We start from the raw sequence: 24,586 nt of genomic DNA, 5'->3' as shown, positions 1-24,586 counted from the left end.
TAGCCGGTAGCTAGTAGCTGCACATTGGCGCGATGAAGCTACTAGCTACTTGGCCACTCATGGCTCTTTTCACATCTTGTCCAGATTTTGAAAGCCGCCCGTTCCCCAGATCATGAGCGCGAACAGGAGGAAGTTATAGCACGCGTGCACCACTGTGCTGGCCGCCAGGGAGCGCGTGCTGAGGCGCACCCAGCACAGGGCCAGGCTCACGGCGAACAGCAGGATGAAGGTGCCAAACGAGTAGCTGGTCTGGTAGCCGTGCATCAGGGCGAAGGGGACGCTGGTTGCGATAGACGCGAACACCATCGCACCCAGGGACCACTTCACTTTGCCGTTCTCGTCAGGCCACGGCGCAGGCCGATCCTGGATGCGCTCAGCTGTGAAATCCCACAGCGTGGAGAAGGCCGGCAGCAGGAATCCCCGATAGATCGTCTCCTCAATCAGCGGCGCAAGTGTGATGCCGAAGGCGAAGAGAAACCACGCGCCCCCGGGCATGCGGAAGACCTGATCGATCGGCGCTTCCTTGGGCCCCGGCAGCAGGAGGCCGTCGACGATGGCGAGGACGAAGCACGCGAACGCGGCCCAGAAGAGCTGCCATCGCAGGCGAAACGCCGCCGCAGCGCGCCACTCAACGCCCGCGAAAAATCGCGTGTGCCAGATCTTCGGGAAGATGAGCATCCACAGCGCCAGCGCCACGAGGTACCAGATGGTCTGGGCTCCCATTGTGTAGTGAATGTCGTTCGCGGCCTGCTTCTCCGTGTGAACACCGAAGAGGCGGAAGTGAAGCGCTGTGGCGGCTGCCGCTCCTGAGGCGAGCCAGCCCACGCTCAGCAGAATGCACATCAGCACAACATCGAGGATGTTGGGAAACCGCGGTGGCGGGGGCAGCCGGCTCGCGTAAGTGTCGAAATAGGATTCGGTTTGCGGCGCCGCTTCCGGCGCGATCTCCGTCGCTGGCGGAAGCAGATCCTGCGCCGGCGCGGGCTCGTAGCTCTCCAGTTCCGGAAGCTGCGGCCCTTCCGGATCGTGCGGGCCGGCCTGGGGTGGCGTACTCATTTGCGCACCGGCTTCCTGGCAGCCTTCTTCGTAGCTTTCTTTGCGGCGGTTTTTGCTGGCGCAGATTTGGCGCTCTTCTTCGGTGCAGCGACCCCATTGCCGTTCGAGGTCGGTGCGACGGCTGGGGCGACGATCTCCTCTTCCTGCTCAATCGCCTGCAAGAGCCCGTCGGCCGAAGTGTAGTATCGCCGCAGAAACTGCCCGGTATATGACTCCGCGTTTGCCGCTACCTTTAACGGCCGGCCTTCCGCAACCAAACGCCCGCCGCCCTCGCCGCCCTCTGGGCCGAGGTCGAGGATCCAGTCGGCGTTGCGGATCACGTCGAGATTGTGCTCGATGATGATGACCGAATTACCCAGGTCCGTTAGGCGGTGCAGCACTTCGAGCAGCTTGCGTACATCATCGAAGTGGAGACCGGTGGTGGGCTCATCGAGTAAGTAGAGGGTTCGGCCGGTCTGGCGTTTGGAGAGCTCGCGGGCAAGCTTCATACGCTGCGCTTCGCCGCCGCTGAGCGTGGTTGCGCTCTGGCCGAGGTGCACGTAGCCGAGGCCCACATCCACTAGCGTCTGCAGTTTTTGGTTGAGCTGCGGCACGTCCTTTAGCACGGTTAGCGCGTCTTCGATGGTGAGGTCGAGGATGTCGGCGATTGAGTATCCGTGGAACTTCACCGCCAGCGTTTCCTGGTTGTAGCGGCGTCCGTTGCAGACCTCGCACTGCACGTAGACGTCGGGCATGAAGTTCATCTCGATGCGCTTCTGCCCATCGCCCTCGCATGCCTCGCACCTGCCGCCGGCCACGTTGAAGCTGAACCGACCTGGCTTGTAGCCGCGCTCGCGGGCCTCCGGGAGTTGCGCAAAGAGATCGCGGATGGGCGAGAAGACCTGCGTATAGGTCGCAGGATTGGAGCGCGGGGTGCGGCCGATGGGCGACTGGTCGATGCGGATCACCTTGTCGAGCTGATTCGCGCCTTCGACCGATTCGTGTGAACCGGGCTCTTCGCGGGATCCGTAGATGGACTGCGCCAGCGACTTGTACAGAATGTCATTGATCAGCGTGCTCTTGCCGCTGCCGCTCACGCCGGTCACCACCGTCATCACGCCCAGCGGAATGCGGATATTGATGTCCTGCAGGTTGTGTTCGCGCGCGCCTGTCACCTGGATCCACTTGCCGGTGAGGGGGCGCGGCTTTTCGCGATGCAGGATGCCGATGTCGCCGGCGAGATATTTGCCGGTGAGCGATTCGGGGCAGTCCATGATCTGCTGCGGCGTGCCTTCAGCAACTACGTGCCCGCCGAGGCGGCCTGCGCCGGGGCCGAGGTCGATCACGTAATCCGCGTGGCGAATGGTGTCTTCGTCGTGTTCGACTACGAGAACGGTGTTGCCGAGATTGCGGAGTTGCGTGAGCGCTTCGATGAGACGATTGTTGTCGCGCTGATGGAGGCCGATGGAAGGTTCGTCGAGGACGTAGAGGACGCCGCGCAGCTTGGAGCCTATCTGGGTGGCGAGGCGGATGCGCTGACCTTCGCCACCGCTCAGAGTGCTCGCGCTGCGTTCAAGCGAGAGGTAGCTTAGCCCCACGGCGCACAGGAATTCCAGGCGCTCTTCCACTTCGCGGCGAATGCGATCGGCAAGCAGAGCTTCGCGATCGGTGAACTTGAATTCGTAGGCAGCCTGTAGGGCGCGATTCAGGGGAAGCGCTGTGAAATCGGCGATGGACATGCCATTGATCTTCACCGCCAGCGACTCCGGGCGCAGGCGCTTGCCTCGGCATGCGGGGCAGGGCGTCGCACTCATGAAGTTCATCATGTAGTCGCGATAGCCGTCCGAGCGCGCCTCTTCAATGGTCTGACGCAGATAGGCGAGGATGCCGTGGAAGCCCGTGCGCGAGGTTTCGTTCTTCGGCGGCCCGTAGACCAGGATGCGCTGATGGTTCGCGGGCAGATCTTCGAACGGAGTCTTGAGGTTGATGTTGTAGCGCTCCGCGGCAATATTGATGAGCCGCAGCAGGTATTGCGACGCGGAGCCGGGTCCGAGGCCGCCGTCGAGAAGAGGCTTCGACCAGTCGGTGATCACCTTCACCGGGTCGAGGTCGTACATGGAGCCGAGGCCGTGGCACTCCGGGCAGGCGCCGAAGGTGGAGTTGAAGCTGAAGCTGCGCGGTTCGAGTTTGGGCACGTCCAGGCCGCAGTCGGGGCAGGCCATGGAGGACGAGAAGAGCTGTTCTTCGCCGTTTGCCTGGAGGACAAGCACAAGGCCATTGGCCATCTGCAGGGCTTTGGAGACGGCGGCGTCAAGGCGTTTTTCCACGGAGGGCTTTCCACCGGGTGCAGCGGGCGCGTCGGTGCCGGGGGCCTTCAGGATCACGCGGTCAATTACCGCTTCGATGGTGTGGTTCTTGCGGCGGTCGAGCGCGGGCGGCTCGGAGAGGTCGGTCATCTCGCCGTCGATTCGCGCACGGAAGCCCTGCTGGTCGAGGTCGTCGAGCAGGTCGCGGAACTCGCCTTTGCGGCCGCGCACCACGGGAGCCATGATGGTGATGCGCTCACCGGTGCCGAGCTGAAGAATGCGCTGAACGATTTGCTCCGCGGTCTGCCGCGCGATGGGGCGGCCGCAGTTAGGACAATGCGGCGTGCCCACGCTGGAGTAGAGCAGGCGAAGGTAGTCGTAAATCTCGGTGATGGTGCCCACAGTAGAACGCGGGCTCCGGCTGGTAGTCTTTTGCTCAATCGAGATGGCTGGGCTGAGGCCTTCGATCGAATCGACGTCGGGGCGTTCGATCTGATCCAGGAATTGCCGGGCATAGGCCGATAGGGTCTCGACGTATCTCCGCTGGCCTTCGGCGTAGATGGTGTCGAAGGCAAGCGACGATTTGCCGGAGCCGGAGAGGCCCGTGACGACCGTCAACGTGTTGCGGGGGATGCGGACGTTGATGTCCTGCAGATTGTGCTGGCGCGCACCGCGTACCGAAATATGAGAGATGGACATGTCAGTGGATGTGCAGTGCTGAAGCAGGCTCAGGGGTTAACCGGAGATTGACCGGATAGGGAATCGCAACCAGTTTGAAACGCAACACGCTAGAGGTATTCTAGTTGTCAATAGAAACAAGGGTCAACGAAGGGTAAACTCTGCCAAGACAGTGAAGGCAGGGCCGGCCAGCATCTTAAGTTAGGGCCGCATTCGTTTTGACCGGCATTGCTGTCTTGGAGCCGCCTCGGTTGAGGAATGTATGACTGACTTGTTGAACTTTGTGATGTTGGTATGCGCGATCGTTGGCTCGATGGCGTTTGGTGTGCTCTCAGCATACGGCCTGTTCCGCGCCTGCTTTGCGCTGATGCGGCCGCGACCGGCGAAGGCTGTCGCGGTGAAACCGGTCACAGAAGTGGCGCTTTAATAGTTAGAGGCAACCTCAGTTCCTTCATGGCGCTTTGCGCCAATCCATCACAATGCGGCAATTATGCTGACGGGGACCCTGGAATTCGTCGCGGCCCTACGGGACGCGCTAGAGGTGTGGCGCATCACCCAGGACAAGTCTTCGCGATGCTCGACTTGGCCTGGGCTATTTTCGTTTCGCCCCTACCGGGGCAGGGTGGCTGCTGCTATTTAAGGGCGGATTCATCCAGCTTGCCGATCCGGCCTTTAGGGCCGACTACGTAGGGCAGGGAAATCGCATTCCAGTTGCGGTCGGCGTCCGGAGGCTCGTGCAGGGCTGCGTTGGGATGGATTGCGCGCCAGTTCTTGCCGTCGTCACTGGAGATGTCGGTGCCGTTGGGGCCTACGGTGATCCAGGTTTTGAGTTTTTCGTCGTAGGCGACGGAGGAGCGATAGCCGTGGGGCGGGGTTTGGGAGGGAGACCACTTGTATCCCCAGTCATCGCTGTATGCGGCCGTTTGCGCCGTCGCATCGGGCTGCTGGTAGTCCCCTCCCACAACCACTGCGTGACGCTTGTCCCCTTCGGATTTCTCGTAGGGCCGTGCCGCTACCGAAAATGCCCCGCTGCTATCTCCGGACGCAAACGGGAGGGAACTCCTCGACCACTCGGAGAAGAGCCCCTTCTTTACATCGAGACCGTGTTCTTCATGGATGATCTCCGATTTTGAGCCTCCGGTAATGAATGAAAACATGCCCTCACCGAGGTTATAGACCAGGAGGGAATTGCTCGCGGCGAACGCCGCCTGTCCGGGAATTGCGCTGATTGGGTACCCGTTCCAATTGTCGCCGAACTTACTGTTCTCACCTTGTTGCGAGAAGAGCCTGAATTTGCCGTGCACGGGATCGCCCAGAATGAAAATGGTGTCGTCATCTTCTTCGTACATCAACGCATCCCAGAAACCATCTTTGTCGGGATTTGTGAAGATCAGCTTCCAGGTGTGGCAGCCGTCCGTGGTTTTGTAGAGACGCGAGAGGTCGCCTTTGCCGCTGGACATGACGATAGCGGTGTTGGCGTCGAAGGCCTGGATGCCGCGGAAGTCGAGCTTCTCGGCTCCGGGCGGGATGGCGCAGGTCTGCCAGACGTAGCCGCCGTCTTCAGTGCGCAAGACGGTGCCGTTGGTTCCCGACGCCCAGGCCACGCCGTTGCCGACGTTGTGGATGCCGCGCAGATCGGCGGTCGTGTTCGAGGTCTGCATCTGCCACTGGGCCGCGACGGGCGTCGCAAGAACGAGCGACATGAGGAGCCGGATCGTGCGCATTGCGGAAGTGTAATGCCCGGCGGGCAGGTGGAAGGGCGCCGAGGGTTTTCTGTCTTCTGGGCTCAATGGTTGTCGACAGCCCCAAAGCAGGTTCTTCACTACGTTCAGAATGACAAGGTATTGGGTACTGCTTGCCGTTTGGACGAGGCAGGTTGAATCGAATGAGGGCTGTTTCGCGTCTACAATCATAAAGATGTCCGACGCTCTCTATCTGAGTTTGTGGTATCCGAATCTGCGGCTTGCGGGGCTGGCCGACAAGCTGATTCGGGTCCTCGGCGAGTTCGGGAAACACGGTGGCGAACCCCTCGTCTATTCAGCCACTGTGTGGCCCGTGAACTGGCACGAAGCGCCCGTCTGGCAACGGGTTTGGGGGCGCGCCGTGGGCCAGGCGGGTGATCCGGAGCAGCCGCCGCAACTCGGGGTGGAACCAAGGGTTGCAGTTGAAGAAGCGCTTGAGAACCTGCATGACGACTATGCCTACGAGTTCCAGATTGGGTGGTGGTTGTGGGAGCTCGAAACCGGCGCTGGGCTTCCACCCCATGGACAAAGACCTATCCATGGGGACCCCGGGCTTGAGCCGCGATGGGCGAAGACGTCGCGACTGGTGCGGGTGACGGGCTTTGGTCCGCTGTTTGATGAAGGGGCGTATGAGCAGGACGGGCACATCCGGATCGATTTTGGATCGGATGCGCCGTTTCTGGAGGAAGAGGCCGAGCTTGATTCGGCTGCGGCACAGCACATGGCTGAGAACGTGCGGCAGCTAGTGGATCTGACGAATGCGGTGGAGAAGGCATCGGGGGCTACGGCTCGGCTGTTGTGGAGCGAGCTGGGCGAGAGCCTGGCGCAAAGGCTTGCGGCCCGGCTCAGCCAGGGGAACTAGGTGCGCCTGACGATCGAACGATTGCGCACGCTGGTTTTGGCCAGCGGGGTGCTGTTGATTGCGGCACTGGTCGGCTTCCTGGCGCTAAGCAAAATCAAGAACAAGCTCAACCTGAAGGAGATTCCGCATAAGTTGGGGGCCGATATCCAGCGCCAGGCGAACGGATTCGTCTATACGCAGTCGCATGGCGGGCATACGCTGTTCAAGATTCGCGCCAGCAAGGTAGTGCAGTTGAAGAAGGATGGGCGCGCGCAACTGCACGATGTGGAGATCGAGCTTTATGGGCAGGACGGCAGTGTCGTCGATCGGATCAAGGGCGGCGAGTTCGACTACGACCAGAAGGCGGGGATTGCCGCGGCGGCCGGGCCGGTAGAGATCACGATCACGCGCCCGACGGAGGCGCCGGCGGTCGCGCCAGGGGCAAAGCCGCAGCTTCCGGCGAAATCGGGGCCGCTGGCGAACGCGGCGAATGAAGTGGCATCAGGGCAGATCGTGGTGAAGACCAGCGGGCTCACCTTCGATCAGAAGACCGGCTCAGCGACGACAGCGCAGCGCGTCGAATTCGCCGTGGTGCAGGGGCAGGGAAGTTCGCAAGGGGCTACGTTCGACTCCGACAAGGGGCAGCTCGTGCTCGATCGCAACGTGGAGCTGAATGTGCACCGCGGGCGAGAGACGATTGTGCTGCGCGCGGCGCATGGGGAGTTCGAGCGGACGCAATTGGTTTGTAACCTGACCGCCGCGCAGGCGAGCTACCGGAATGGGCAGGCTGCCGCGGGACGGGCTCAGATCCGCTTCCGCGAGGATGGGTCGGCGGAGCGGCTGGACGCGGACGATGGATTCACGCTGACCAACGCGGCGGGGGCCAAAGTGGCTGCCCCGAATGGATCGTTGGACTTCAATGAGAAGAATCAACCGCTGCAGGGGCGGCTTGAGGGCGGCGTTACGATGGACTCGGTCCAGGCCGACCGGAGCGTGCGAGGGACCGCGCCGACGGCGCTGCTGGCGTTCGGCCCCGACGGGCAGTTGAAGCATGCTCGGCTCGAACGTGGCGTGGTGCTGCACAGTGAACAGCAGGGACAGAATGAGCCGCACGTAATTCGCGACTGGCGGTCGCCTGTGGCGGATGTCGACTTTCGCAATGGGGCGAAAGGCCAGTTGCTGATGTCTTCCGTGAAGGGAACCGGCGGTGTGGTGATTACCGGACAGTCGCAGAAGCAGGGTGGCGCCGTAGTGCCGTCGCGGATGGCAGCGGATGAAGTCACAGGTGAGTTCGGCGATCGGCAGGAGTTGACGCGGATTACAGGAGTAGGGCACGCGGCACTGGAGCAAACCACCGCTACAGGTGCGCGGCAAACGACCAGCGGTGACCGGCTGGTGGCGGTGATGGCCTCGACGGGAAAGCAGGCTACGGGGCAGGGCGATCTGTCGCAACAGATTCAGTCGGCGACCATTGATGGGAATGTCGTACTGACGCAGCAGAAGCCGGGCGATGCGGGCGCTAAGCTGCGGGCGACGGCGGGACATGCGTTGTATGACGGTGGGAGTGAGTGGCTGCATTTGACGCAGAGTCCGCGCATTGATGATGCGGCGCTGCAGTTGACTGCGGATAGGCTCGACGTCTCGCAGTCGAGCGGAGATGCGTTTGCGCGCGGCAACGTGAAGGCTACCTGGCTGGACGAAACGAGGCGGGGGAAGACGGCGCAGGGCGGGCTGGCATTCGGAGGGCAGGGGCCGGCGCACGTGATCGCGGCCGAGGCCCAGATGCACCGGGATACCGGCGAGGCGACATTCCGCGGCGGGGCGCGGCTATGGCAGGATGCGAATTCGGTCGCGGCGCCAGTGATCGTGCTGAACCAGTCACGGCAGACGCTGGTCGCGCGGAGCGCGGCCGGGCAGCCGGTGAATCTGGTTCTGCTTAGCGGAAGTCAGGCGGGAAAGGCAAAGACGAAGGGTTCGGGGCCGTCGGTGGTTCGGGTGCGGGCGGGGGATCTGAAGTATTCGGGTGCGGAGCGGAAGGCGCTGCTACGCGCAGGGGCAGTAGGACAGGTTGTAGCGGAGACCGCCGAGGCCACGACCTCGTCGAACGAGGTGGAACTGGTGCTATTCCCGCCGGGGAATCATGCAGGGCCTGATGGCGCATCGGCGCAAGTCGATCATCTGACGGCGATTGGAAATGTGGTGGTGACATCTAACGGGCGTCGCGGAACTGGTGAGCGGCTCGTCTACTCAGGAGACAACGGGCAGTATGTGCTGACGGGAACGGCGGGTGCGCCGCCGCGGATGACTGATCCGGTGCGTGGATCGGTGACGGGAGAAGCTTTGATTTTCAACAGTCGCGATGATAGCGTCAGTATCGAAGGCCAGGGGCACAAGACATTGACGCAGACCGTCGCGCCAAAATAAGACTCTGGAATCAGCAAGATAGATGGAAACACTGATCGCCGAGGGAATCGGCAAGTCCTACAAGGGCCGGCAGGTCGTGCGGGGAGTCGACCTCAATATCTCCCGTGGCGAGGTGGTGGGCCTGCTTGGGCCAAATGGCGCGGGTAAGACTACTAGCTTCTACATGATTGTGGGCCTGGTGGCGCCTGACGCGGGGCACATCAAAGTCGATAATACGGAGATCACGCGCACGCCGATGTACCTGCGGGCTCGGCAGTTTGGCATCAGCTACCTGCCGCAGGAGCCGTCGGTCTTCCGGAAGCTCACCGTCGAAGAGAACATTCTGGCCGTTCTGGAAGGCCAGCCGCTGAGCTACAAGGAGCGGCGGAAGCGCGCAGAACGCCTCATCAACCAATTGAATCTCGGCCATATTCGGGCGACGCGTGGGTACGCGCTTTCAGGTGGGGAGAGGCGGAGGGTGGAGATTGCGCGGTCGCTCTGCATTCAGCCGAAATTCATTTTGCTGGATGAGCCCTTCAGCGGGATCGATCCGATTGCGGTGCTCGAGCTGCAGAAAATCATCTTCGACTTGAAGGCGAGCGGGATCGGGATTCTGATCACCGACCATAACGTGCGTGAAACACTGAGCGTTACGGACCGGGCGTACATCATCGCCGAGGGCAAGATATTCAAGGCGGGCACGCCGCACGAGCTGGGAAATGACCCAGATGTGAGGCGGATTTACCTGGGCGAAGGGTTCTCGCTGGACTAGTTTTTGATTGCCTGTGTAGATCAGGTGATCCGGGCGGGTAGTCTGTTCTTCTCCATCGGCTCCGTCGACAAGTCCGGCTGTGGTCCTCCATACTTCCTGAAATTGAAAACCAGAGAGGCTTCCCTATGTGCGACGACATGATTCACCAGGGCCTGACCCACGATCCTACGGTTACGCGTCGGACCTTCGGGCTTGGCGCGGCGGCCAGCATTGCCTTGCAGTCAAAACTCGCGGCGGCGCAGGCCAAGGTGGTCCAGAAAGATGTGGACGTGAAGATGGAGAGCGGCGTGTCTGATTCGGCGCTGTTCTATCCAGAGGGCAAGGGGCCGTGGCCGGCGGTTTTGGTGTGGACGGACATTCTTGGCCTGAGGCCCGTGTTTCGCGAAATGGGCCAGAGGCTCGCCGCCGAAGGATACGTGGTGCTGGTGCCGAACCCGTTCTACCGCAATGCGAAGGCTCCGGTGGTGGATGGCTCGTTCGACTTCAGCAAGCCCGAGGACCGCGCGAAGGTGATGCCCATGGCGGCTGCTCTTACCGCCGAGGCCAACATCAGCGACGCCAAGGCGTATACCGCCTTTCTGGACGCGCAGCCGCAGACTAATAAGAAGAAAAAGATGGGCGTGCAGGGCTACTGCATGGGAGGTCCGTTGACCTTTCGCACGGCTGCGACGATAGCCAATCGGATCGGTGCGGCAGCCACCTTCCACGGAGGCGGTCTGGTGAGCGACAAGCCGGACAGCCCGCATCTTCTCATCCCGAAGATGAAGGCGGAGGTTCTGTGCGCAGTTGCGGATAACGACGACAAGCGCGATCCCACGGCGAAGGACAAGCTGAAAGAGGCCTTCGCCGCGGCGCATCTGAAGGCTACGGTTGAGGTGTACGAGGGGTGCAACCACGGGTGGACGGTGCGTGGCAGCCAGGTCTACAACGAGGCTGGCGCCGAGCGGGCGTGGTCAGAACTGCTGGCGCTGTATAAACGGAACCTTGCCTGATGGGCCGAGGTCTGCTGGTTGATCTGCATCCGTCCCCGGTCCCCAAAGGCACGGGACCGGGGGCACCCGTCACTTAGCAGCGGTGAGGGATTCCAGGAATGCGCTGTTTTGCGTCTCCAGCTGTTTCGCGAGACCGCGTCTCCACCCTTCGGCTAGTTGCGCGGAGAGGGCGTCAGGGAAGATGTCTTCTTCACCGCGTTCCAAGCCATCGAAGATCCCCTTCGCGGCAGCAGCAGGCGAATCCTTCGGGATATCCAGGCCTTTGTTCATGTCTGTATCTACCGGGCCGAGGAAGACGCCGTGAACGGTGACACTGTCGCTCTTGAGAAGAGCCCGAAGCGACTGCGTCATGTTGAGCGAAGCTGCTTTCGAGATTGAATAGGACGGGATGAGTGGCAACGCAGCCACTGCCACGATGGAAAGATTGTTGACGACCGCGCCTTTGGATTGCTTCAACAACGGCAGGCATGCGCGCGTCATCTCGTATGGGCCCAGGAGATTTACTGCCAGGTGCGTCTTGATGACGTCGGCGCTGCTGAGATCGTCGTAGATCGCGATGCCTGCATTGTTGATGAGGATGTCGAGGCGATTCAGGCGAGAGACAGCCTCTGTGATTTGCGAACGATCTGTGACATCGAGCCTGATCGGAGTGATGCGTTTGTCACTCGTCTCCTGAAGTGTGCGCATGCCGGCGTAGACATGAGAGGCACCTCTCTCGATCGCTTCCTGGGCGAGAGCCTTGCCGATGCCGCGGTTGGCGCCGGTAATGAATACAGACTTGCCATTGATGTTCATGGGAATTCTCCTCGTGCTTCCAAGTGATCTTGTTTCATCCGCTATTACGAAGGACCGACGGCAAAGGATACGCAAAGCCGGTGACGTATCCTAGCCGAAGCGAGCTGCGTATTAGGGGTATGGAAACTTCGACCTTGACGTTGCCGGATGGCCCGCTGGATGCGCGGTATCGAGCGTTCCTTGAGACGCTCTCAACCATTCGGCCTGCGCTTCACCGGTATTGCGCGCGTATGACGGGCTCCGTGATGGATGGCGAAGATATCGTCCAGGACGCTCTCTTCGATGCTTATCGCAAACTCGAGACCTTCGATGTATCGCGGCCTGTTTCGCCGTGGCTTTTCCGCATCGCGCACAATCGCTGTGTCGACTTTCTGCGTCGTCGCGGCGTGAGGATGGAATCCGAGTCGCTGGTGGCAGCCGAGCCAGCGCTGGTTGAGCCTGAGTTGCCGCTGGGCAACGCGGTCAAGATCGCAGTGGAACACCTCGTCATCCATCTTCCGCCGATGGAGAGAGCGTGCGTTCTGTTGAAGGAAGTGTTCGAATACTCGCTTCAGGAAACAGCAGAATTGACGGGTTCGACCATTGCCGGCGTTAAAGCGGCGATTCATCGGGGGCGCGCGAAGCTCGCACAGATGTCGGAGCCCACGTTCAAACGGCGTGAGGCGGACCAGGAGCTTAGGCGCTTACTCGATCTGTATGTGAAGTGCTTCAATGACCGCGACTGGAGCGGGCTTCACGAACTCATCACGGCCGATGCGCGTCTGCAGGTGGACGACAGATTTGTGGGACCGCTCGCGAATGCTTCGTATTTCGGCGTGTATGAGCGCATGAAGGTTCCGTGGTCGATGGCAGTTGGAGAGGCCGATGGAGAACTTGTTGTGATCTGCCGGCGATGGATACAGGAGAGCTGGGTTCCTGACTCGCTGATTCGTGTTCAGCGAGAGGGGTCGAAGATTTCGCGGGTCATCGACTATCTGCATTGCCCATGGGTGTTCGCGGCCGCTGAATCTATCTCGATTGCAGAACAACCGCAGTGATCATCCGCGCCCGACGAGGCGCCCATTCCCTGATTCGAACTCTTAAGCAAGGCAGCTCAGGAAGAACGTGTGACGATCATGGGCCCGTGCTCCGGGCCAAGGTCCAGGTGTGCGCAGGACTTGGCTGGAACGCGAGATAACCGGCTTCGTCGAGCTGATCGCGGAGCAAACGAGGAGGTAGCGATGTGTCCTTTCTGTGTAGGTACAGCGGTATGGATTGCGGCCGGCGCAGTTTCGGCAAGTGGCATTTCTGCGCTTGCGGTCGCCAAGTTCTGGAACAAGAGCACGCAAGAGCCCGAACAAGGAGAGAGCGATGACAAGCAATGAGCAGATCGCAGCATTGAAGAAGCCTACGGTGGTGTCGGCGGAGGAGTGGGAAAGAGCCTGGCAAGCGATGCTGGTGAAGGAGAAGGAGCACACCCGTGCTCGGGACGCACTGGCGGCTGCGCGGCGAACAATGCCGTGGCTTGCGGTCGAGAAGGAGTATAGCTTCGAGGGTCCGCAGGGAAAGGTCACGCTGCTCGATCTATTTGAAGGCCGGCGGCAGCTTGTGCTCTATCGCGCGTTCTATGATCCGGGCGTTTACGGGTGGCCGGATCATGCATGTGTCGGGTGCTCACTTGGCGCTGATCAGGTGTCGCACCTGGCACACCTGCATGCTCGTGATACCACGCTGGCTTACGCCTCCCGTGGATCGCAGGAGAACATCGCACGCCTGAAACAGCGCATGGGTTGGGAACGGATTCCCTGGTACACGATCACCGATGATTTCGATAAGGACTTTGGCGTCGATCAATGGCACGGGCATAATGTCTTTTTCCGCGATGAGAATGACCGGGTGTTTCGCACCTACTTCACGAACAATCGCGGTGATGAAGCGCTGGGGACTGTGTGGAGCTACCTCGATCTGACACCGCTGGGACGCCAGGAGAAGTGGGAGGAGTCGCCGGCGGGATATCCGCAGACGGAGACTTACAAGTGGTGGCGCTGGCATGATGCCTACGGCAATGAGGACAAGAAGTGGAGCAACGTGGTAGACAACGCTACGGTGATCCTCAAGCTCTGATCTGCAGAGTCATTATGAGGCCGACTTGTGGGTGGATCTTCTTCATGTGCTTTCCCGGGCCTCCCGCACTTGGGGGCTGTGGGCGATTGATTGCCAAGGACCTGGGGTAGACTGACGGACTGCGTGGCGGCGGTTGCACAGCTCGAAGTTTGCAGCGGGTCCAGGGTCCGCAGGTAGCCTGAGGCGCGGGGTGCACCGGTTGATTTGCGTCGATGCAAGGCCTCATAGTGCGAGGCATCCTGAACTTCGTTCAGGGCAGGCCCTGGGGATCTCCCGGGGCCTTTTTATTTTTGAGTTGGGAGTGTCACTTTCCGGGTGCGTCCCGCATCGTATGACTCCAAAGAGTGTGTTCCGGACTGGCCATTGTTGCCCATTCCGGAACGCAGGACCGATAGAGGACGATTTCCGCAGAGTGACACAGTCTAAGCGTTTAGACTAGGCTGAAGATCTCGCGGGTATCTCCTCTTATGGCGTTGTTGCAGCCCAAATTGAATTTGAGAGTGGCGCAGCGCCAGGTCCTTACTCCGGGCCTGATGCAGATGGTGAGCGTTTTGGCGCTCAACAAGCTCGAGCTCAAGGAGATGATCGATGCGGAGATGGTCGAAAACCCCGTCCTCGAAGAGATCGACGAATCTGTCCCCATGTTCGATGAGGTGGCGGGTCGTGAGGAGCAGCGGGAGCGCCCAGCCGAGGAGACCCCGGCCCCTGCCCAGGATTCATTTAACGAGGTCGATTTCGGTTCCTATTTCCAGGAGTATCTCGACCCCGGCTACCGTACGACGCAGGAGTACGAGGAAAGCGAAAAGCCCTCGTTTGAGAACTTTCTCTCGCAGCCAACGACGCTATCAGATCACCTGGCGTGGCAGTTGGGAGCTCTGACGCTCGACCAGGACTTGGAGACGGCAGCCGAGTTCATTATCGGCAACCTGGATGAGAACGGTTACCTGTCGGCCGGCGAAGACGAGCTGACCGCGGCATTCGAGGAGTTCACTTCAGGCAAGCCCGCCGCCGAGGCCAACGGTCATACACCCCCTGGCCAAAATGGATCTTTGAACGGGACTCAGCCGGAGACGAGTCCCGCGCGGGAGCTTGTGCGCCGGGGAATCGACCTGGTGCAGCATTTCGATCCGGCTGGCGTGGGGGCACGGGACCTGCGCGAGTGCCTGCTGATCCAGATTGCCGCGCAACAACTGGAGTTTGAGGCGCTTTACGAGCGCAGGCATGCGGCGGCGGCGGTCGAGGCCGAGGATGAAGATGAGGACGTCGACGACGAGGATCTGATCGAAGAAGACGTGGAGAGCCCGCACGGGAGCCTGCAGGCGGCGGCGGAAGAGCAGCTAGAGAAACGGCGCCGGGCGATGGCCGTGGCGGCGCAGATTGTCGACAAGCACCTGCAACTGCTGCAGAAGCGCGATGTGAAGGATCTGTCGAAGGCGGTGCAGGCCTCGCCGGAGGACGTCCACGCGGCGGTGGACTTCATTCGCACGCTCGATCCCCGGCCGGGCCGGCTCTATAACCGTGAGCAGACGCGGCTGATTGAGCCGGATGTGCAGTTTGTGAAGCAAGGCGGCGAGTGGGTGGTGAGCATGAACGAGGAAGATCTGCCCAGCTTGCGGCTCAGCCGGCGCTACCGGCAGATGCTCGCGAGCCAGACCACCGACCGCGAAGTGAAGGACTACGTCAAGGAGCGGTTCCGATCAGCACTGCAGTTGATGCGCAACATCGCGCAGCGGAAGAGCACGATTCTGCGGACGTGCGAGGTGATCGTGCGGCGGCAGGTAGAGTTCCTGGAGGAGGGAATCGAATCGCTTCGGCCGCTGATGATCAAGGAAGTGGCAGAGGAGATCGGCGTTCATCCTTCGACCGTAAGCCGCGCCGTTGCAAACAAATACGCGCACACTCCTCAAGGCGTGATCGAGCTTCGGGCGTTCTTTTCAGAGGGCGCGAACGGGCCGGAGGGCGCGGATACGCCGCTGGTGGTGCTGAAGCGGAAGGTGCGGAAGCTGATTGAAGAGGAAGACCCGAAGCGTCCGCTGACCGACGACCAGCTTGCGGCGATGCTGCAGGCCCAGGGGATTCAGCTGACGCGGCGGACCGTGGCGAAGTACCGCGAGGATATGAACATTCCGAGTACGCACCAGAGACGACGGCGCGACTAAGCACCTGCGATGCGGCTGAGTGTGAAGGTTGGGCGCCCAATCTTGCAGGGAGCATGCCCCTGTCAATTTTTACTCTTTACATCCAATTTGGCGTGGAGTTCCTCTGAGTTGTAGGCAGGGCTGTCCGCAAATCAGCAATCCCCGGGGAGCACACGACCTGAACGCAATTCCGAACAGCAGCGTCAATCGAGGAGGGAATCATTCCTTCGGGTGTGGTTCCGCGATTGAGTTTTGTGCGTCTTTAAGAGTAGGACGTGATGAACCGTGATGCTTTTAGCTTCTTTTGTGCCGCGCATCGCGAAATGCTATAGAATCCACAGTCTCAGGTACAGTTTTGGCCTGGGCAAAACAGAGCAGAGCGGAGGCTGACCATGGAAGTGGAGTTGACCGCCAGGCAAGTGCGAATTCCGAAGGCACTGCGCCAGCAGGCCGAGGAAGGTATGGACCGCATCGCCCGCATTCTGGGCAAGACCACCAGTGCATCCGTAACGTTTCGAGTGCAGCGTCACCTGCATATCGCCGAGTTGACGGTGAACGCGCGCATGCACACCATCGCCGCCAAGGGACAGGCGGACTCACAGGAGTCGGCATTGCGCGCAGCGTTGGCGCATGCGGAGCAGCAGGCGGTTCGTTACAGGGATCGGCACCTGACGCGCAAGCGCCTGCCGAAGGAAGAGAAGTTAGCTGAGGCTCCGCCGGTTACGCGCGAGAAGAAGGCGCGCTCGGCGGCCGAAGGGGATGGAGCGGCAGCAAGGGCCGCCAAGCCGCGTGCAGCGATTCCCGCGCATTCTTTCCCGGCTACTTTGTCCGTGATGGAGCCCCACGTTGTGAAGAGTGCGGACGCGATTGCGATGCGTCCCATGACCGTGGAAGAAGCGGTGAAGGAAGCGGAGTTTCGCGATAAAGACATTCTGGTGTTTCGCAATGCGGCGGGAGAGTTGTTTGTGCTGCACCGCCGTCGGGACGGACAGATGGAATTGGTAGAAGTGCCGTAGAAAGAGACGGGGTTCGGCGCGGATGGGGGCCGCGCCGGATCTTCTTACTGAAGTTTCTGCAGTCCTGACGGGGAGCAGGCGTTCGTGTGCTTGTCCGCAGGTCTTACCTTTCCAGCTTTCAAATGATGCTTCGCTCCGATGCGTCCGATTGCCTGCCTGCCTTGCCTTTTGCCAAGCTCTTTTCAAATGGGGGCGATGAACCTTTGGGGGGTCCTCTGCGCCGAAAGCCGGGAGGAAACCGGGCGGGGACTTTGGTGCCAGGCGCTAACCACTTTGAGGGATTCTGAAAAAGCCAGCCAAATTATTACGATGAGATCAACGACAGGTGCGCCTTGAGGCGCGGGTCGGAGGGTCATATTCATGGGGCTGCGGGGCTGAACCACTGGGTGGCAGATTGTACTATCGAACCCTTTATCGAACTGGCTATCAGACCAGGCACACGGTATAAGAAATCAGCTAGAACAAGCCCGCTGAAATAAAGAACGACGTGGAGGAAAGATGGCGGCGCTTGTTTGGGATGGGATCGGATTGATGCGGCCTGAAGACCCCGGATGGGCGCAACAGCGGATCGTGCTTGATGCCTTGCCGGCGCTTGTGTTCGTGGAGCGCGGCGGCATGATCGTGTATGCGAACGCTGAAGCGCGCCGCGAGATCGGCGTCGAGGGTGCATGGCAGGAGCGCCCGGTAGACGACGTTCTTTGGGGGCTGCACGCCGGCACCGCCGAGCCGCGCACGCATATTACGGGTACGGGGCGAAGCAGCCCATTCCACGCGACGCTGGCATGCAAGAACGGCCGCATGACGCCGGTGGAGGGCACTCAATGTCTCGTCGATGTTCTGAAGCGCGAGAGCGTGATCGTGGCCCAGGTTGCGGGGCGCGAACGCACGCGGAAGCCAGGACTGATGGAGGATGTGCTGGCCAGCCTTCCGGAAGCGGTAGTGATTGTCTACGGCTCGAAGGTGCTGTACACCAACCCTGCATTCACCAGGATTTTTGGTTTCCTGGCTGATGAGGTGAGCGGGGGCGAACTTCGCGAGTTCATGGTTCCTGAGACGCGGCTCTACGAACACTCCATGCTGCAAAAGCTGGTGGACGAGACGGGGCACGCGTCCGTGGAGACCGTGCGGTACAACAGCAAGGGCGAACTGGTGGATGTGGCGATGCAGGTATCGCCGCTGCAGGTGAGCGGCGGCAAGGCCGGCTACGTCTTTACGTTTCGCGATATCAGCGAGCGCAAGCAGGTTGAAGCGAAGCTGCAGCACGATGCCATGCATGACGTGCTGACGGGATTGCCAAACCGCGCGTTGTTTGCCGATCGGCTTAAGCAGGGAATGAACCGCCGCGAAAGGCGTGCGGATCGCGGATGCGCTGTCTTCTTCCTGGACGTGGATCACTTCAAGCAAATTAACGATTCTCTCGGCCACGCAGCGGGAGATGCTCTGCTGATTGCGATGGCCGATCGGTTGCTGAGGGTAGTGCGTCCGCATGATACGGCGGCGCGCATGGGCGGCGACGAGTTCGCAATTCTGGTGGAAAACATCCTGTCTGTGCAGGACCTGGATGCGTTGGCTGAAAGGATCCTTGCGGAGCTTGACGAGCCCTTCGAAGTGCTGGGACATCGGCTGCAGGTTTTGTCGAGCGTGGGAATTGCGCTCGTTCGTAACGAACATCGCACGCCAGAAGAAGTGATCACGGACGCTGATGTTGCGATGTATCGCGCCAAACAGGAAGGCGGACATCGGTACGCGATCTTCGACCGGCATATGGAAGTGCAGGTTTCAAGCCAGCAGGAACGTGAGCGCGAGCTACGCGAGGTGGTGACGAACCGCGAGTTCGTCTACTGGTATCAGCCGATCTATTGGCTCGCGGACGGTAGGCTAAAGGGCTTCGAATCGCTGCTGCGGCGAAAGATGGCGAAGGGCGCGCTGGAGAGCTTCCGCGACTTGCTCCCAGTCGCTGACGAGACGGGGCTGTCGATCAGCCTGGGACGCGATGCAATCGAATCGGCGTGCTCGCAACTGGTTGAGTGGGACCGCCGCATGCCCGGCAACGAGATAATTCTTACGTTAAATCTTTCGCGCCGGCAGTTCTACCAGGAAGAACATCTGGAACAATTAGGCAGGACGCTGGCTTCGACGCGCATCGATCCTTCGCGGCTGCTGTTTGAAGTGTCGGAAGGGACGCTGAACGAGAATCCCGACAAAGCTCTGGTGATTGTGCAGCGCCTGGTGGACTGCGGCGTGCGCATTGCGATGGACAACTTTGGCGCCGCGCTCGCGCCGCTGAACCATCTGCTGAGGATGCCACTCGATCTGGTCAAACTGGACCCGAAGATCACGGCCAGCGTGACAGGCACGGGCCGGCAACAAGCCATGGTAGAGTCGCTCCTTCATGTATGCCGGGCCGCGGGCATGCAACTGGTGGCGCATGGAATCGAGACGCCGGCGCATCTGCGGATCTTGCAGGAGATGGGGTGCGAGCTTGGACAGGGATATTTCCTGGCTCCGCCAGTGGATGCGAAACAGGCGGAGTATCTGGCTTCACACAATGGCCGCGCCTCGATGGTCAGGGGTCGATAGGACTAACGTGGCGCGATGGTGACAGTGTAGGATGGGCGCATGTCGGATCAGTCATCGCCGCAGAGCTCTACCCCGGCCATTCAAGACAAACAAGATGAAAAAGAATTGGTGATCGTCACAGGCATTTCAGGCGCGGGCAAGGCGTCGGCGCTGAAGGCCTTTGAGGATCTTGGATTTCACGCGGTGGACAATCTGCCGCTGGAATTGCTGCATGACTTTGCCGGGTTAGTGCACAAGTCTCCTGAGATTCAGGATGCGGCGATTGTGGTGGATGTGCGCGAGGGGCAGACGCTCGATCGGCTACCTGAAATTTTAAAGAGCGTGAAGATGGTGCTGCCGACGCGCGTGGTGTTTCTGGATGCGCAGGACGCAGTGCTGGTGCGACGGTACTCTGAGACGCGGCGGCCGCATCCGCTGCGGAAATCGGAGACAGTGTGGCGCTCGATCGCGGAGGAGCGGCAGTTGCTGGATCCGATCCGCAATGTGGCCGACACCCTGATCGACACATCGAATTTCAACGTGCACGAGCTGAGGGCGCATATCCTGTCGCGTTTTGGGCAGGAAGAGCAGGTCAGCAATCGGCTGCTGGTGTCGTGCCTGAGCTTCGGGTTCAAAAACGGCGTGCCGCTGGATGCAGATATGGTGTTCGATGTCCGGTTCCTGCCGAATCCCCATTTTGTGCCGGAGTTCCGGAAGAAGACGGGAAAGGATCCTCGGGTTGCAGAGTACGTGCGCAGCTTTCCGCAGACTATGGAGTTCCTTGGGCGTGTTACGGACCTGATGCTCTATCTGCTGCCGCATTACGTGCATGAAGGCAAGAGCTATCTGACGGTGGCGTTTGGATGCACCGGTGGGCAGCATCGCAGCGTGATGATGGCGGAGGATATGGCGGTGCGGCTGCGCGATGCGGGGTACCAGGTGAAGGCGATTCATCGGGATATGCCGAGAGAGGCGTGAGGCAGGGAATAGGGAGTGGAAAAGAAGCGGCCTGCTTCGTGTTGAAGCAGGCCGTTGTGTTTGTTTTTGATCACCTGATCACTGGAACACCTGATCCCCCTCGTGCTCAGAACTTTTTCTTGATGAGGGCGTCGACCCCGAAGCCGCCGTTGGGTGGGCGCGTGGCGCTGAGGGAGACTTTGGGGGAGATCTTGTATTGGCCCTGCACCGTCTCCGTCCCGTCCGCGGTATTGGTGGAGAAGGTGACGAACAGATTGCCGGTGACGCGCTGCTGAATGGTGATGTTGGCGCCGGACTGCTGACCGTTCGCATTGCCAAGCACAGGGCTGATGGAGAGCTGAGAGATGCCAGCGACCTTGGCAAAGCGACTGGTGACCTGGCTCGCGACCTGGTTTGCGACGAGCGATTCGGCCATCTGATTGGGCGTTGCCGCGGGCGCGTTGTCCGCTGCTTCCGTGGTCGATCCGAAGGCGAGCAGGTGGATGATATCGGCCTCAGGCAGCGCGGGGTCGGATGTGTACTGGGTGCGCATCTGGTCCGTCGGGCCCTGGAAGCGCATGGTGAGGTTGTACTGCTGAATGGTGGTTCCGACCGATACGTTGACGACCGGTTGAGTCTCAGATGGATTGACGAACTGAATGGTTCCACCGTTGAGGATGTAGCGGTTGTTGTTGAGGATCATGTCGCCGCCGGTGAGGTTGACGCGACCGAGTATTGCGGGATTGTCGGCGGTGCCGCGGACCTGAAGATTGGCCGATCCGTTCACGCTGAGCGTGCGGCTGGCGAGAGCGATGTTGTTGGTGGAGCGCACGGCGAGGTTGAGGTGGATGTTCTGCGTCACTCCGCCAACGGTGGGCGGCGCGGGCGCTGTTCCTCCGAACTGGCCGATGAAACTGGTGAGATCGAACGCGGGCGTGAAGGAGATGTTGGTGAGGTCGACGTTGCCGCCGAGGACTGCGTTCTCGGTTGTGCCGGCGAGGTGGATGTTTGCATCGATGGCTTCACGCAGGCCCTGCGGATAGAGAAGACGAATGCCCTTCGCGGCCATACCGAGGTCGAACTGAACGGTGGGCCTGTAAGCGACGCCACCCGAGGCCGTGACTTCTCCTCCGCCCACTGTGCCTTTGAAGCTCTGAATGTTGATGCGGTCGGTGGTGAGCTTGAGAACTCCATTGCCGTTCTGCAGGCCGACTGGCGTGTCGGCCGATGCGTAGCTGGCGTTGACGATGTCGATTTCCCCGCCGATGTCCTGAGCCGAGACGGCTCCGTGGGAGTCGATGTTGAAGCGGATCTGGCCGCCGGTGCGGACGTCGGGATCGAAGATCTGCGCGATGGCGAGATCCACGTTGCCTTTGAGGAGCAGCGACATGGGACCTTTGTCGACGGGAACTGAGCCTTCGAATTCGAGGTTGGTGTCAGTGCCTTTGATGGCCGAGTGCTGCAGCGTGACTACGTTGTTCTTGTAGTCGGCGTGAATGGGAGCAGCACTGGCGAGCTGTATGGCGTTGTTGTAGTTCACGTTGAGGTAGGGGATGGTGACGTGCGCCTCAAGCAGATTCTTGTTCTTCGCGGGGCCGTGCACGGTGGCGTGTACCTCGGTTGCGCCGGAGAGCGTGGAGGCGTTGGCGGGTGAGTAGAGCGCGACGATGGGCTGCAGCGGGATGTTCTGCGTGTCGAGCGTAGCGTCGGTTTCGTAGTCACCAGTGAGGTTGACGCGCGCCTTGGCCTGAATGTTGGTATTGAGCGCGGCTGAGGTAAGCACGGCGGTAGCTACGTGGTTGGCGACGTTGGCGTCAAGCTTGATGTTGGCGACCTGCTGCTTCTGGATGGTGAGCGAGGGAACCTGAATCGATGCGGCGAGCTGCGGGTTATCGAACGTGCCCTGGCCGCTGGCGTTGATTGCGACTGTGCCGGCTGCGTCGAGATTTTTGGCCTTCACGGTTTCGAGCTTCTGGATGTCGATACCGCTCGAGGTCAATTGCGCGGTGTAAGTCTTCTCTTTGGGCCGGACGCTTACATTGCCTTGGATTGAACCTGCGGGCAGCTTGATGCTGAGGTCGGCCTTCGCCTGGTCCCCGGTGCCGCCGAAGTTGACCTGGACGGAGTTAATGGGCTCGTTGTAAGCGTTGGCGCCGGTGATGGACAGATTGCCGTTGCCGATGGGGTTTTCTTCAGATCCGTGCAGATTGAGGTGCGTGTTGAGCGTGCCGGAGACGGGTAGGTTCTGTTGGCCGGCCACCTTGGTGAGGCTGGCGATGTCGAGCTGCGAGCCGTCGAGCTGCACCTGCAAGGGGCTGGTCTTGGTGAAGGCCCACTTATGAAGGCCGACGCTGGCGTTCAGGCCGATGTGGCCCTTAGGCAGTGGCTCAAGGTCAGCGTTGATCAGTTTCGCTTGCGAGGGGCTGGCGTCGATGCCGGTTCGGATGAGTTTCCAGTTGCTACCCATGACCTGAAGATCGTGGGCGACAAACTCGCCCGTGATGTGCGGAGCGGATGTGGATCCGGAGAGTTGCCCGTTGAAGTCGGCGGACCCGGCGAGCGCAAGTGGGGCCGTGGCGGGCTGGCCGGACTGGCCCGGCTTGGGCGGGTTGAGCATATTGATGATTCCAGCGATCTCATTGAGATTGGCGAAGTGGAGATGGAGCGCCATGCTGGAGTGACTGCCCAGCGCGCCGTTCAGGTTGATTGTGCTCTGCGGGGTTCGGACATAGCTGTGGTTCAGAGCGATCGATTGATTGGCGCCGGTGTAGGTGGCATGAATTTCAGCGTCAATAGGAACCTGTGTGGGCTGCGGCTTTCCATCGGGACCTACCGTTGTGGCAGCGAGGACAGGCGAGCCGGCCGCCTCGCCATGCACGGAGGCATCGACTTTCGCCACCATGTCAGAGATGTTCTTGCCCCACGTGGCCTGTGCATTCGCATTCAGCGTTCCGGAGACCGCGATCTGCTTCATGCTCGCGGGTAGCGCCCGCTGCAGAGCGGCACGGTCGGCCTCTGAGAGCGAGACATTGTGCACCGTGGCGACCATCTCATTTTTAGGAGAGTCGCTGCCGAGGCCGTTCATGGCGCCATGCGCAGTGACCTGACCGCCTAACACCCCAGCACTGAAGTCATGAAGGACAGCATTGCCATGGGCGAGCGAGTAATGAGCGGACAGATTGTTAATGGGAGTGCGCAGCTGGGGCGAATTGACGAGAAGCTGCTTGCTGGCCAGATCGCCGTTGATGACCAGGTTCTGCATCGCCGGCTCATTGGCAACCTGCTGGTATGTGGCCGAACCAGTGGCGCGAATCAACCCCTGCGGAACAGAGGGGCTGTTCAACAGCTTAGCTAGCTGGCCGCCGTTCACGTCGACTTCATACTTGGCGTCTACGTGAGGCGAGCTGAAGTTTGTGGCCGTGGCAACGATGTTGGCCTGAACAGAATTCGAGGTCAGTTGTACGCGATGGAGCTGGAAGGTTGTGGGGCTCGCGTCGAACTGGGCGTCGAGGTTATGGTCGAATGGCTGATACGTACCGAAGATGATGCGGCCATTCTCGTACTTGAGCTCGCCGGAGTAGACGGTGCGAGAGGCGTCAAATGCGGCACGGAGGTCGAGGTTATACAGATTGGCGGAGAGCGGCGTGGCCTGCGCGTTGTAGTAGATTTCGCCTTTATCGAGGACGGTGTGGCGGATGCCGAGGTCCCAGATTGTCGTGTTGCTCTTGCTGTTGCTGGGCTTCGGCTTGGGAATGTTGCTCACACCATGCTTGTCGACGAAGACCTCCACAACGGGGTGATCGAGCTGCACATCAGAGAGGTACCACTTGCGCTGCAGGAATGAGACGATCCGGACGCCGACGTGAGCGTGCTGCAACTGGAGAACAGGGATGTTGGGATACGGGGCGGCCCCGTGCAGGGTAACGCCGTAGATGTCCAGGCCAAGCGGGTTAAAGCTCAGCGCGAAGTTCTGCAGGTCAAGGCGCGTGCCGAGGCTGTCGGCCGCTGCGCTCTGTACTTTCGTAATGATGTACCGATGGAACTTCTGGCTGTGCAGAAGTACGGCGACGATGACGGCGATCAGAATCGTGAGCAGGAACGTGATGCCGCTGATCCACGCGAAGACTTTGCGCAGGCGATGGCTCGGCTGCCATACCTTCAATGGCGGCCGCTGGCGATTCCGATTCGGATCGGGCGGCGGCTCTGGCTGGAACAGGGGGCGTGCTGTGCTCATATATATCCTCGCTTT

The 24,586-nt window shown here is 60.6% G+C and carries 16 protein-coding genes; 11 read left to right on the top strand and 5 right to left on the bottom strand.

The features are described 5' to 3' along the window. Nucleotides 1-69: 69 nt before the first annotated feature. Nucleotides 70-1,056 carry a CPBP family intramembrane glutamic endopeptidase gene (locus MOP44_RS23470; RefSeq protein ID WP_260792837.1) on the bottom strand — a complete coding sequence of 329 codons (987 nt, stop codon included), beginning with the start codon at nucleotides 1,054-1,056 and terminating at the stop codon, nucleotides 70-72. Beyond that, nucleotides 1,053-4,040: an excinuclease ABC subunit UvrA gene (gene uvrA / locus MOP44_RS23465; protein WP_260792836.1), complete on the bottom strand. Its 2,988-nt coding sequence runs from the start codon at nucleotides 4,038-4,040 to the stop codon at nucleotides 1,053-1,055. The genes MOP44_RS23470 and uvrA overlap by 4 nt, the downstream gene beginning before the upstream one ends. 241 nt (nucleotides 4,041-4,281) lie before the next feature. Here uvrA and MOP44_RS23460 point away from each other — a divergent pair, with 241 nt between their 5' ends. After that, the gene (locus tag MOP44_RS23460) at nucleotides 4,282-4,446 is read left to right on the top strand and encodes a hypothetical protein (protein WP_260792835.1); all 165 of its coding nucleotides are present in this window, start codon (nucleotides 4,282-4,284) and stop codon (nucleotides 4,444-4,446) included. 205 nt (nucleotides 4,447-4,651) lie between these two features. Here the strand turns inward: MOP44_RS23460 and MOP44_RS23455 are convergent, their stop codons facing one another. Continuing rightward, nucleotides 4,652-5,743: a WD40/YVTN/BNR-like repeat-containing protein gene (locus tag MOP44_RS23455; protein WP_260792834.1), complete on the bottom strand. Its 1,092-nt coding sequence runs from the start codon at nucleotides 5,741-5,743 to the stop codon at nucleotides 4,652-4,654. 193 nt (nucleotides 5,744-5,936) lie between these two features. Here MOP44_RS23455 and MOP44_RS23450 point away from each other — a divergent pair, with 193 nt between their 5' ends. From MOP44_RS23450 to MOP44_RS23435, 4 genes are all read left to right on the top strand, one after another. Next, on the top strand, nucleotides 5,937-6,623 hold the full coding sequence (locus MOP44_RS23450; protein WP_260792833.1) for a hypothetical protein: 687 nt from the start codon (nucleotides 5,937-5,939) through the stop codon (nucleotides 6,621-6,623). After that, nucleotides 6,624-9,026, top strand: coding sequence for a hypothetical protein (locus MOP44_RS23445; RefSeq protein ID WP_260792832.1), 2,403 nt, complete (start codon nucleotides 6,624-6,626; stop codon nucleotides 9,024-9,026). It begins immediately after the preceding gene. Between the two features lie 22 nt (nucleotides 9,027-9,048). Then, on the top strand, nucleotides 9,049-9,777 hold the full coding sequence (gene lptB / locus MOP44_RS23440) for an LPS export ABC transporter ATP-binding protein (RefSeq protein ID WP_260792831.1): 729 nt from the start codon (nucleotides 9,049-9,051) through the stop codon (nucleotides 9,775-9,777). Nucleotides 9,778-9,902: 125 nt separating this feature from the next. Continuing rightward, complete coding sequence (locus MOP44_RS23435) at nucleotides 9,903-10,769, top strand: dienelactone hydrolase family protein (protein ID WP_260792830.1); 867 nt, start codon at nucleotides 9,903-9,905, stop codon at nucleotides 10,767-10,769. A gap of 69 nt (nucleotides 10,770-10,838) precedes the next feature. On the opposite strand, the gene MOP44_RS23430 is transcribed toward MOP44_RS23435, so the two are convergent. After that, nucleotides 10,839-11,564 carry an SDR family NAD(P)-dependent oxidoreductase gene (locus tag MOP44_RS23430; protein WP_260792829.1) on the bottom strand — a complete coding sequence of 242 codons (726 nt, stop codon included), beginning with the start codon at nucleotides 11,562-11,564 and terminating at the stop codon, nucleotides 10,839-10,841. Between the two features lie 119 nt (nucleotides 11,565-11,683). Here MOP44_RS23430 and MOP44_RS23425 point away from each other — a divergent pair, with 119 nt between their 5' ends. The 6 genes from MOP44_RS23425 (at nucleotide 11,684) to rapZ (ending at nucleotide 20,358) form a co-directional block, all read left to right on the top strand. Beyond that, a complete protein-coding gene (locus tag MOP44_RS23425; RefSeq protein WP_260792828.1) occupies nucleotides 11,684-12,601 on the top strand; it encodes a sigma-70 family RNA polymerase sigma factor in 918 nt (305 codons plus the stop codon). A gap of 313 nt (nucleotides 12,602-12,914) precedes the next feature. Beyond that, nucleotides 12,915-13,667 carry a DUF899 domain-containing protein gene (locus MOP44_RS23420; RefSeq protein WP_260792827.1) on the top strand — a complete coding sequence of 251 codons (753 nt, stop codon included), beginning with the start codon at nucleotides 12,915-12,917 and terminating at the stop codon, nucleotides 13,665-13,667. Nucleotides 13,668-14,134: 467 nt separating this feature from the next. Then, nucleotides 14,135-15,826 (top strand): RNA polymerase factor sigma-54, encoded by a 1,692-nt coding sequence (locus tag MOP44_RS23415; RefSeq protein ID WP_260792826.1) that lies wholly within the window; start codon nucleotides 14,135-14,137, stop codon nucleotides 15,824-15,826. Between the two features lie 371 nt (nucleotides 15,827-16,197). Further along, entirely contained in the window at nucleotides 16,198-16,821 is a 624-nt protein-coding gene (locus MOP44_RS23410; protein WP_260792825.1) for a ribosome hibernation promotion factor, read from the top strand. Nucleotides 16,822-17,319: 498 nt separating this feature from the next. Then, a complete protein-coding gene (locus tag MOP44_RS23405; protein ID WP_260792824.1) occupies nucleotides 17,320-19,401 on the top strand; it encodes a putative bifunctional diguanylate cyclase/phosphodiesterase in 2,082 nt (693 codons plus the stop codon). A gap of 39 nt (nucleotides 19,402-19,440) precedes the next feature. Then, a complete protein-coding gene (rapZ, locus tag MOP44_RS23400) occupies nucleotides 19,441-20,358 on the top strand; it encodes an RNase adapter RapZ (RefSeq protein WP_260792823.1) in 918 nt (305 codons plus the stop codon). 106 nt (nucleotides 20,359-20,464) lie between these two features. Here rapZ and MOP44_RS23395 read toward each other — a convergent pair whose 3' ends face one another. Then, entirely contained in the window at nucleotides 20,465-24,571 is a 4,107-nt protein-coding gene (locus tag MOP44_RS23395) for a translocation/assembly module TamB domain-containing protein (protein ID WP_260792822.1), read from the bottom strand. Between the last annotated feature and the right edge of the window lie 15 nt (nucleotides 24,572-24,586).

The organism is Occallatibacter riparius (assembly GCF_025264625.1).
GTDB lineage: Bacteria > Acidobacteriota > Terriglobia > Terriglobales > Acidobacteriaceae > Telmatobacter > Telmatobacter riparius.
Note: the sequence above shows the minus strand (reverse complement) of the source record. Positions and strands in the feature narration are given on the sequence as shown.

Coding starts and splice junctions, on each gene's coding strand:
- MOP44_RS23450 (WP_260792833.1), top strand. CDS start 5,937: ATGTCCGACGCTCTCTATCTGAGTTTGTGGTATCCGAATCTGCGGCTT.
- MOP44_RS23415 (WP_260792826.1), top strand. CDS start 14,135: ATGGCGTTGTTGCAGCCCAAATTGAATTTGAGAGTGGCGCAGCGCCAG.
- MOP44_RS23420 (WP_260792827.1), top strand. CDS start 12,915: ATGACAAGCAATGAGCAGATCGCAGCATTGAAGAAGCCTACGGTGGTG.
- MOP44_RS23430 (WP_260792829.1), bottom strand. CDS start 11,564: ATGAACATCAATGGCAAGTCTGTATTCATTACCGGCGCCAACCGCGGC.
- rapZ (WP_260792823.1), top strand. CDS start 19,441: ATGTCGGATCAGTCATCGCCGCAGAGCTCTACCCCGGCCATTCAAGAC.
- uvrA (WP_260792836.1), bottom strand. CDS start 4,040: ATGTCCATCTCTCATATTTCGGTACGCGGTGCGCGCCAGCACAATCTG.
- lptB (WP_260792831.1), top strand. CDS start 9,049: ATGGAAACACTGATCGCCGAGGGAATCGGCAAGTCCTACAAGGGCCGG.
- MOP44_RS23425 (WP_260792828.1), top strand. CDS start 11,684: ATGGAAACTTCGACCTTGACGTTGCCGGATGGCCCGCTGGATGCGCGG.
- MOP44_RS23470 (WP_260792837.1), bottom strand. CDS start 1,056: ATGAGTACGCCACCCCAGGCCGGCCCGCACGATCCGGAAGGGCCGCAG.
- MOP44_RS23395 (WP_260792822.1), bottom strand. CDS start 24,571: ATGAGCACAGCACGCCCCCTGTTCCAGCCAGAGCCGCCGCCCGATCCG.
- MOP44_RS23455 (WP_260792834.1), bottom strand. CDS start 5,743: ATGCGCACGATCCGGCTCCTCATGTCGCTCGTTCTTGCGACGCCCGTC.
- MOP44_RS23435 (WP_260792830.1), top strand. CDS start 9,903: ATGTGCGACGACATGATTCACCAGGGCCTGACCCACGATCCTACGGTT.
- MOP44_RS23405 (WP_260792824.1), top strand. CDS start 17,320: ATGGCGGCGCTTGTTTGGGATGGGATCGGATTGATGCGGCCTGAAGAC.
- MOP44_RS23410 (WP_260792825.1), top strand. CDS start 16,198: ATGGAAGTGGAGTTGACCGCCAGGCAAGTGCGAATTCCGAAGGCACTG.
- MOP44_RS23460 (WP_260792835.1), top strand. CDS start 4,282: ATGACTGACTTGTTGAACTTTGTGATGTTGGTATGCGCGATCGTTGGC.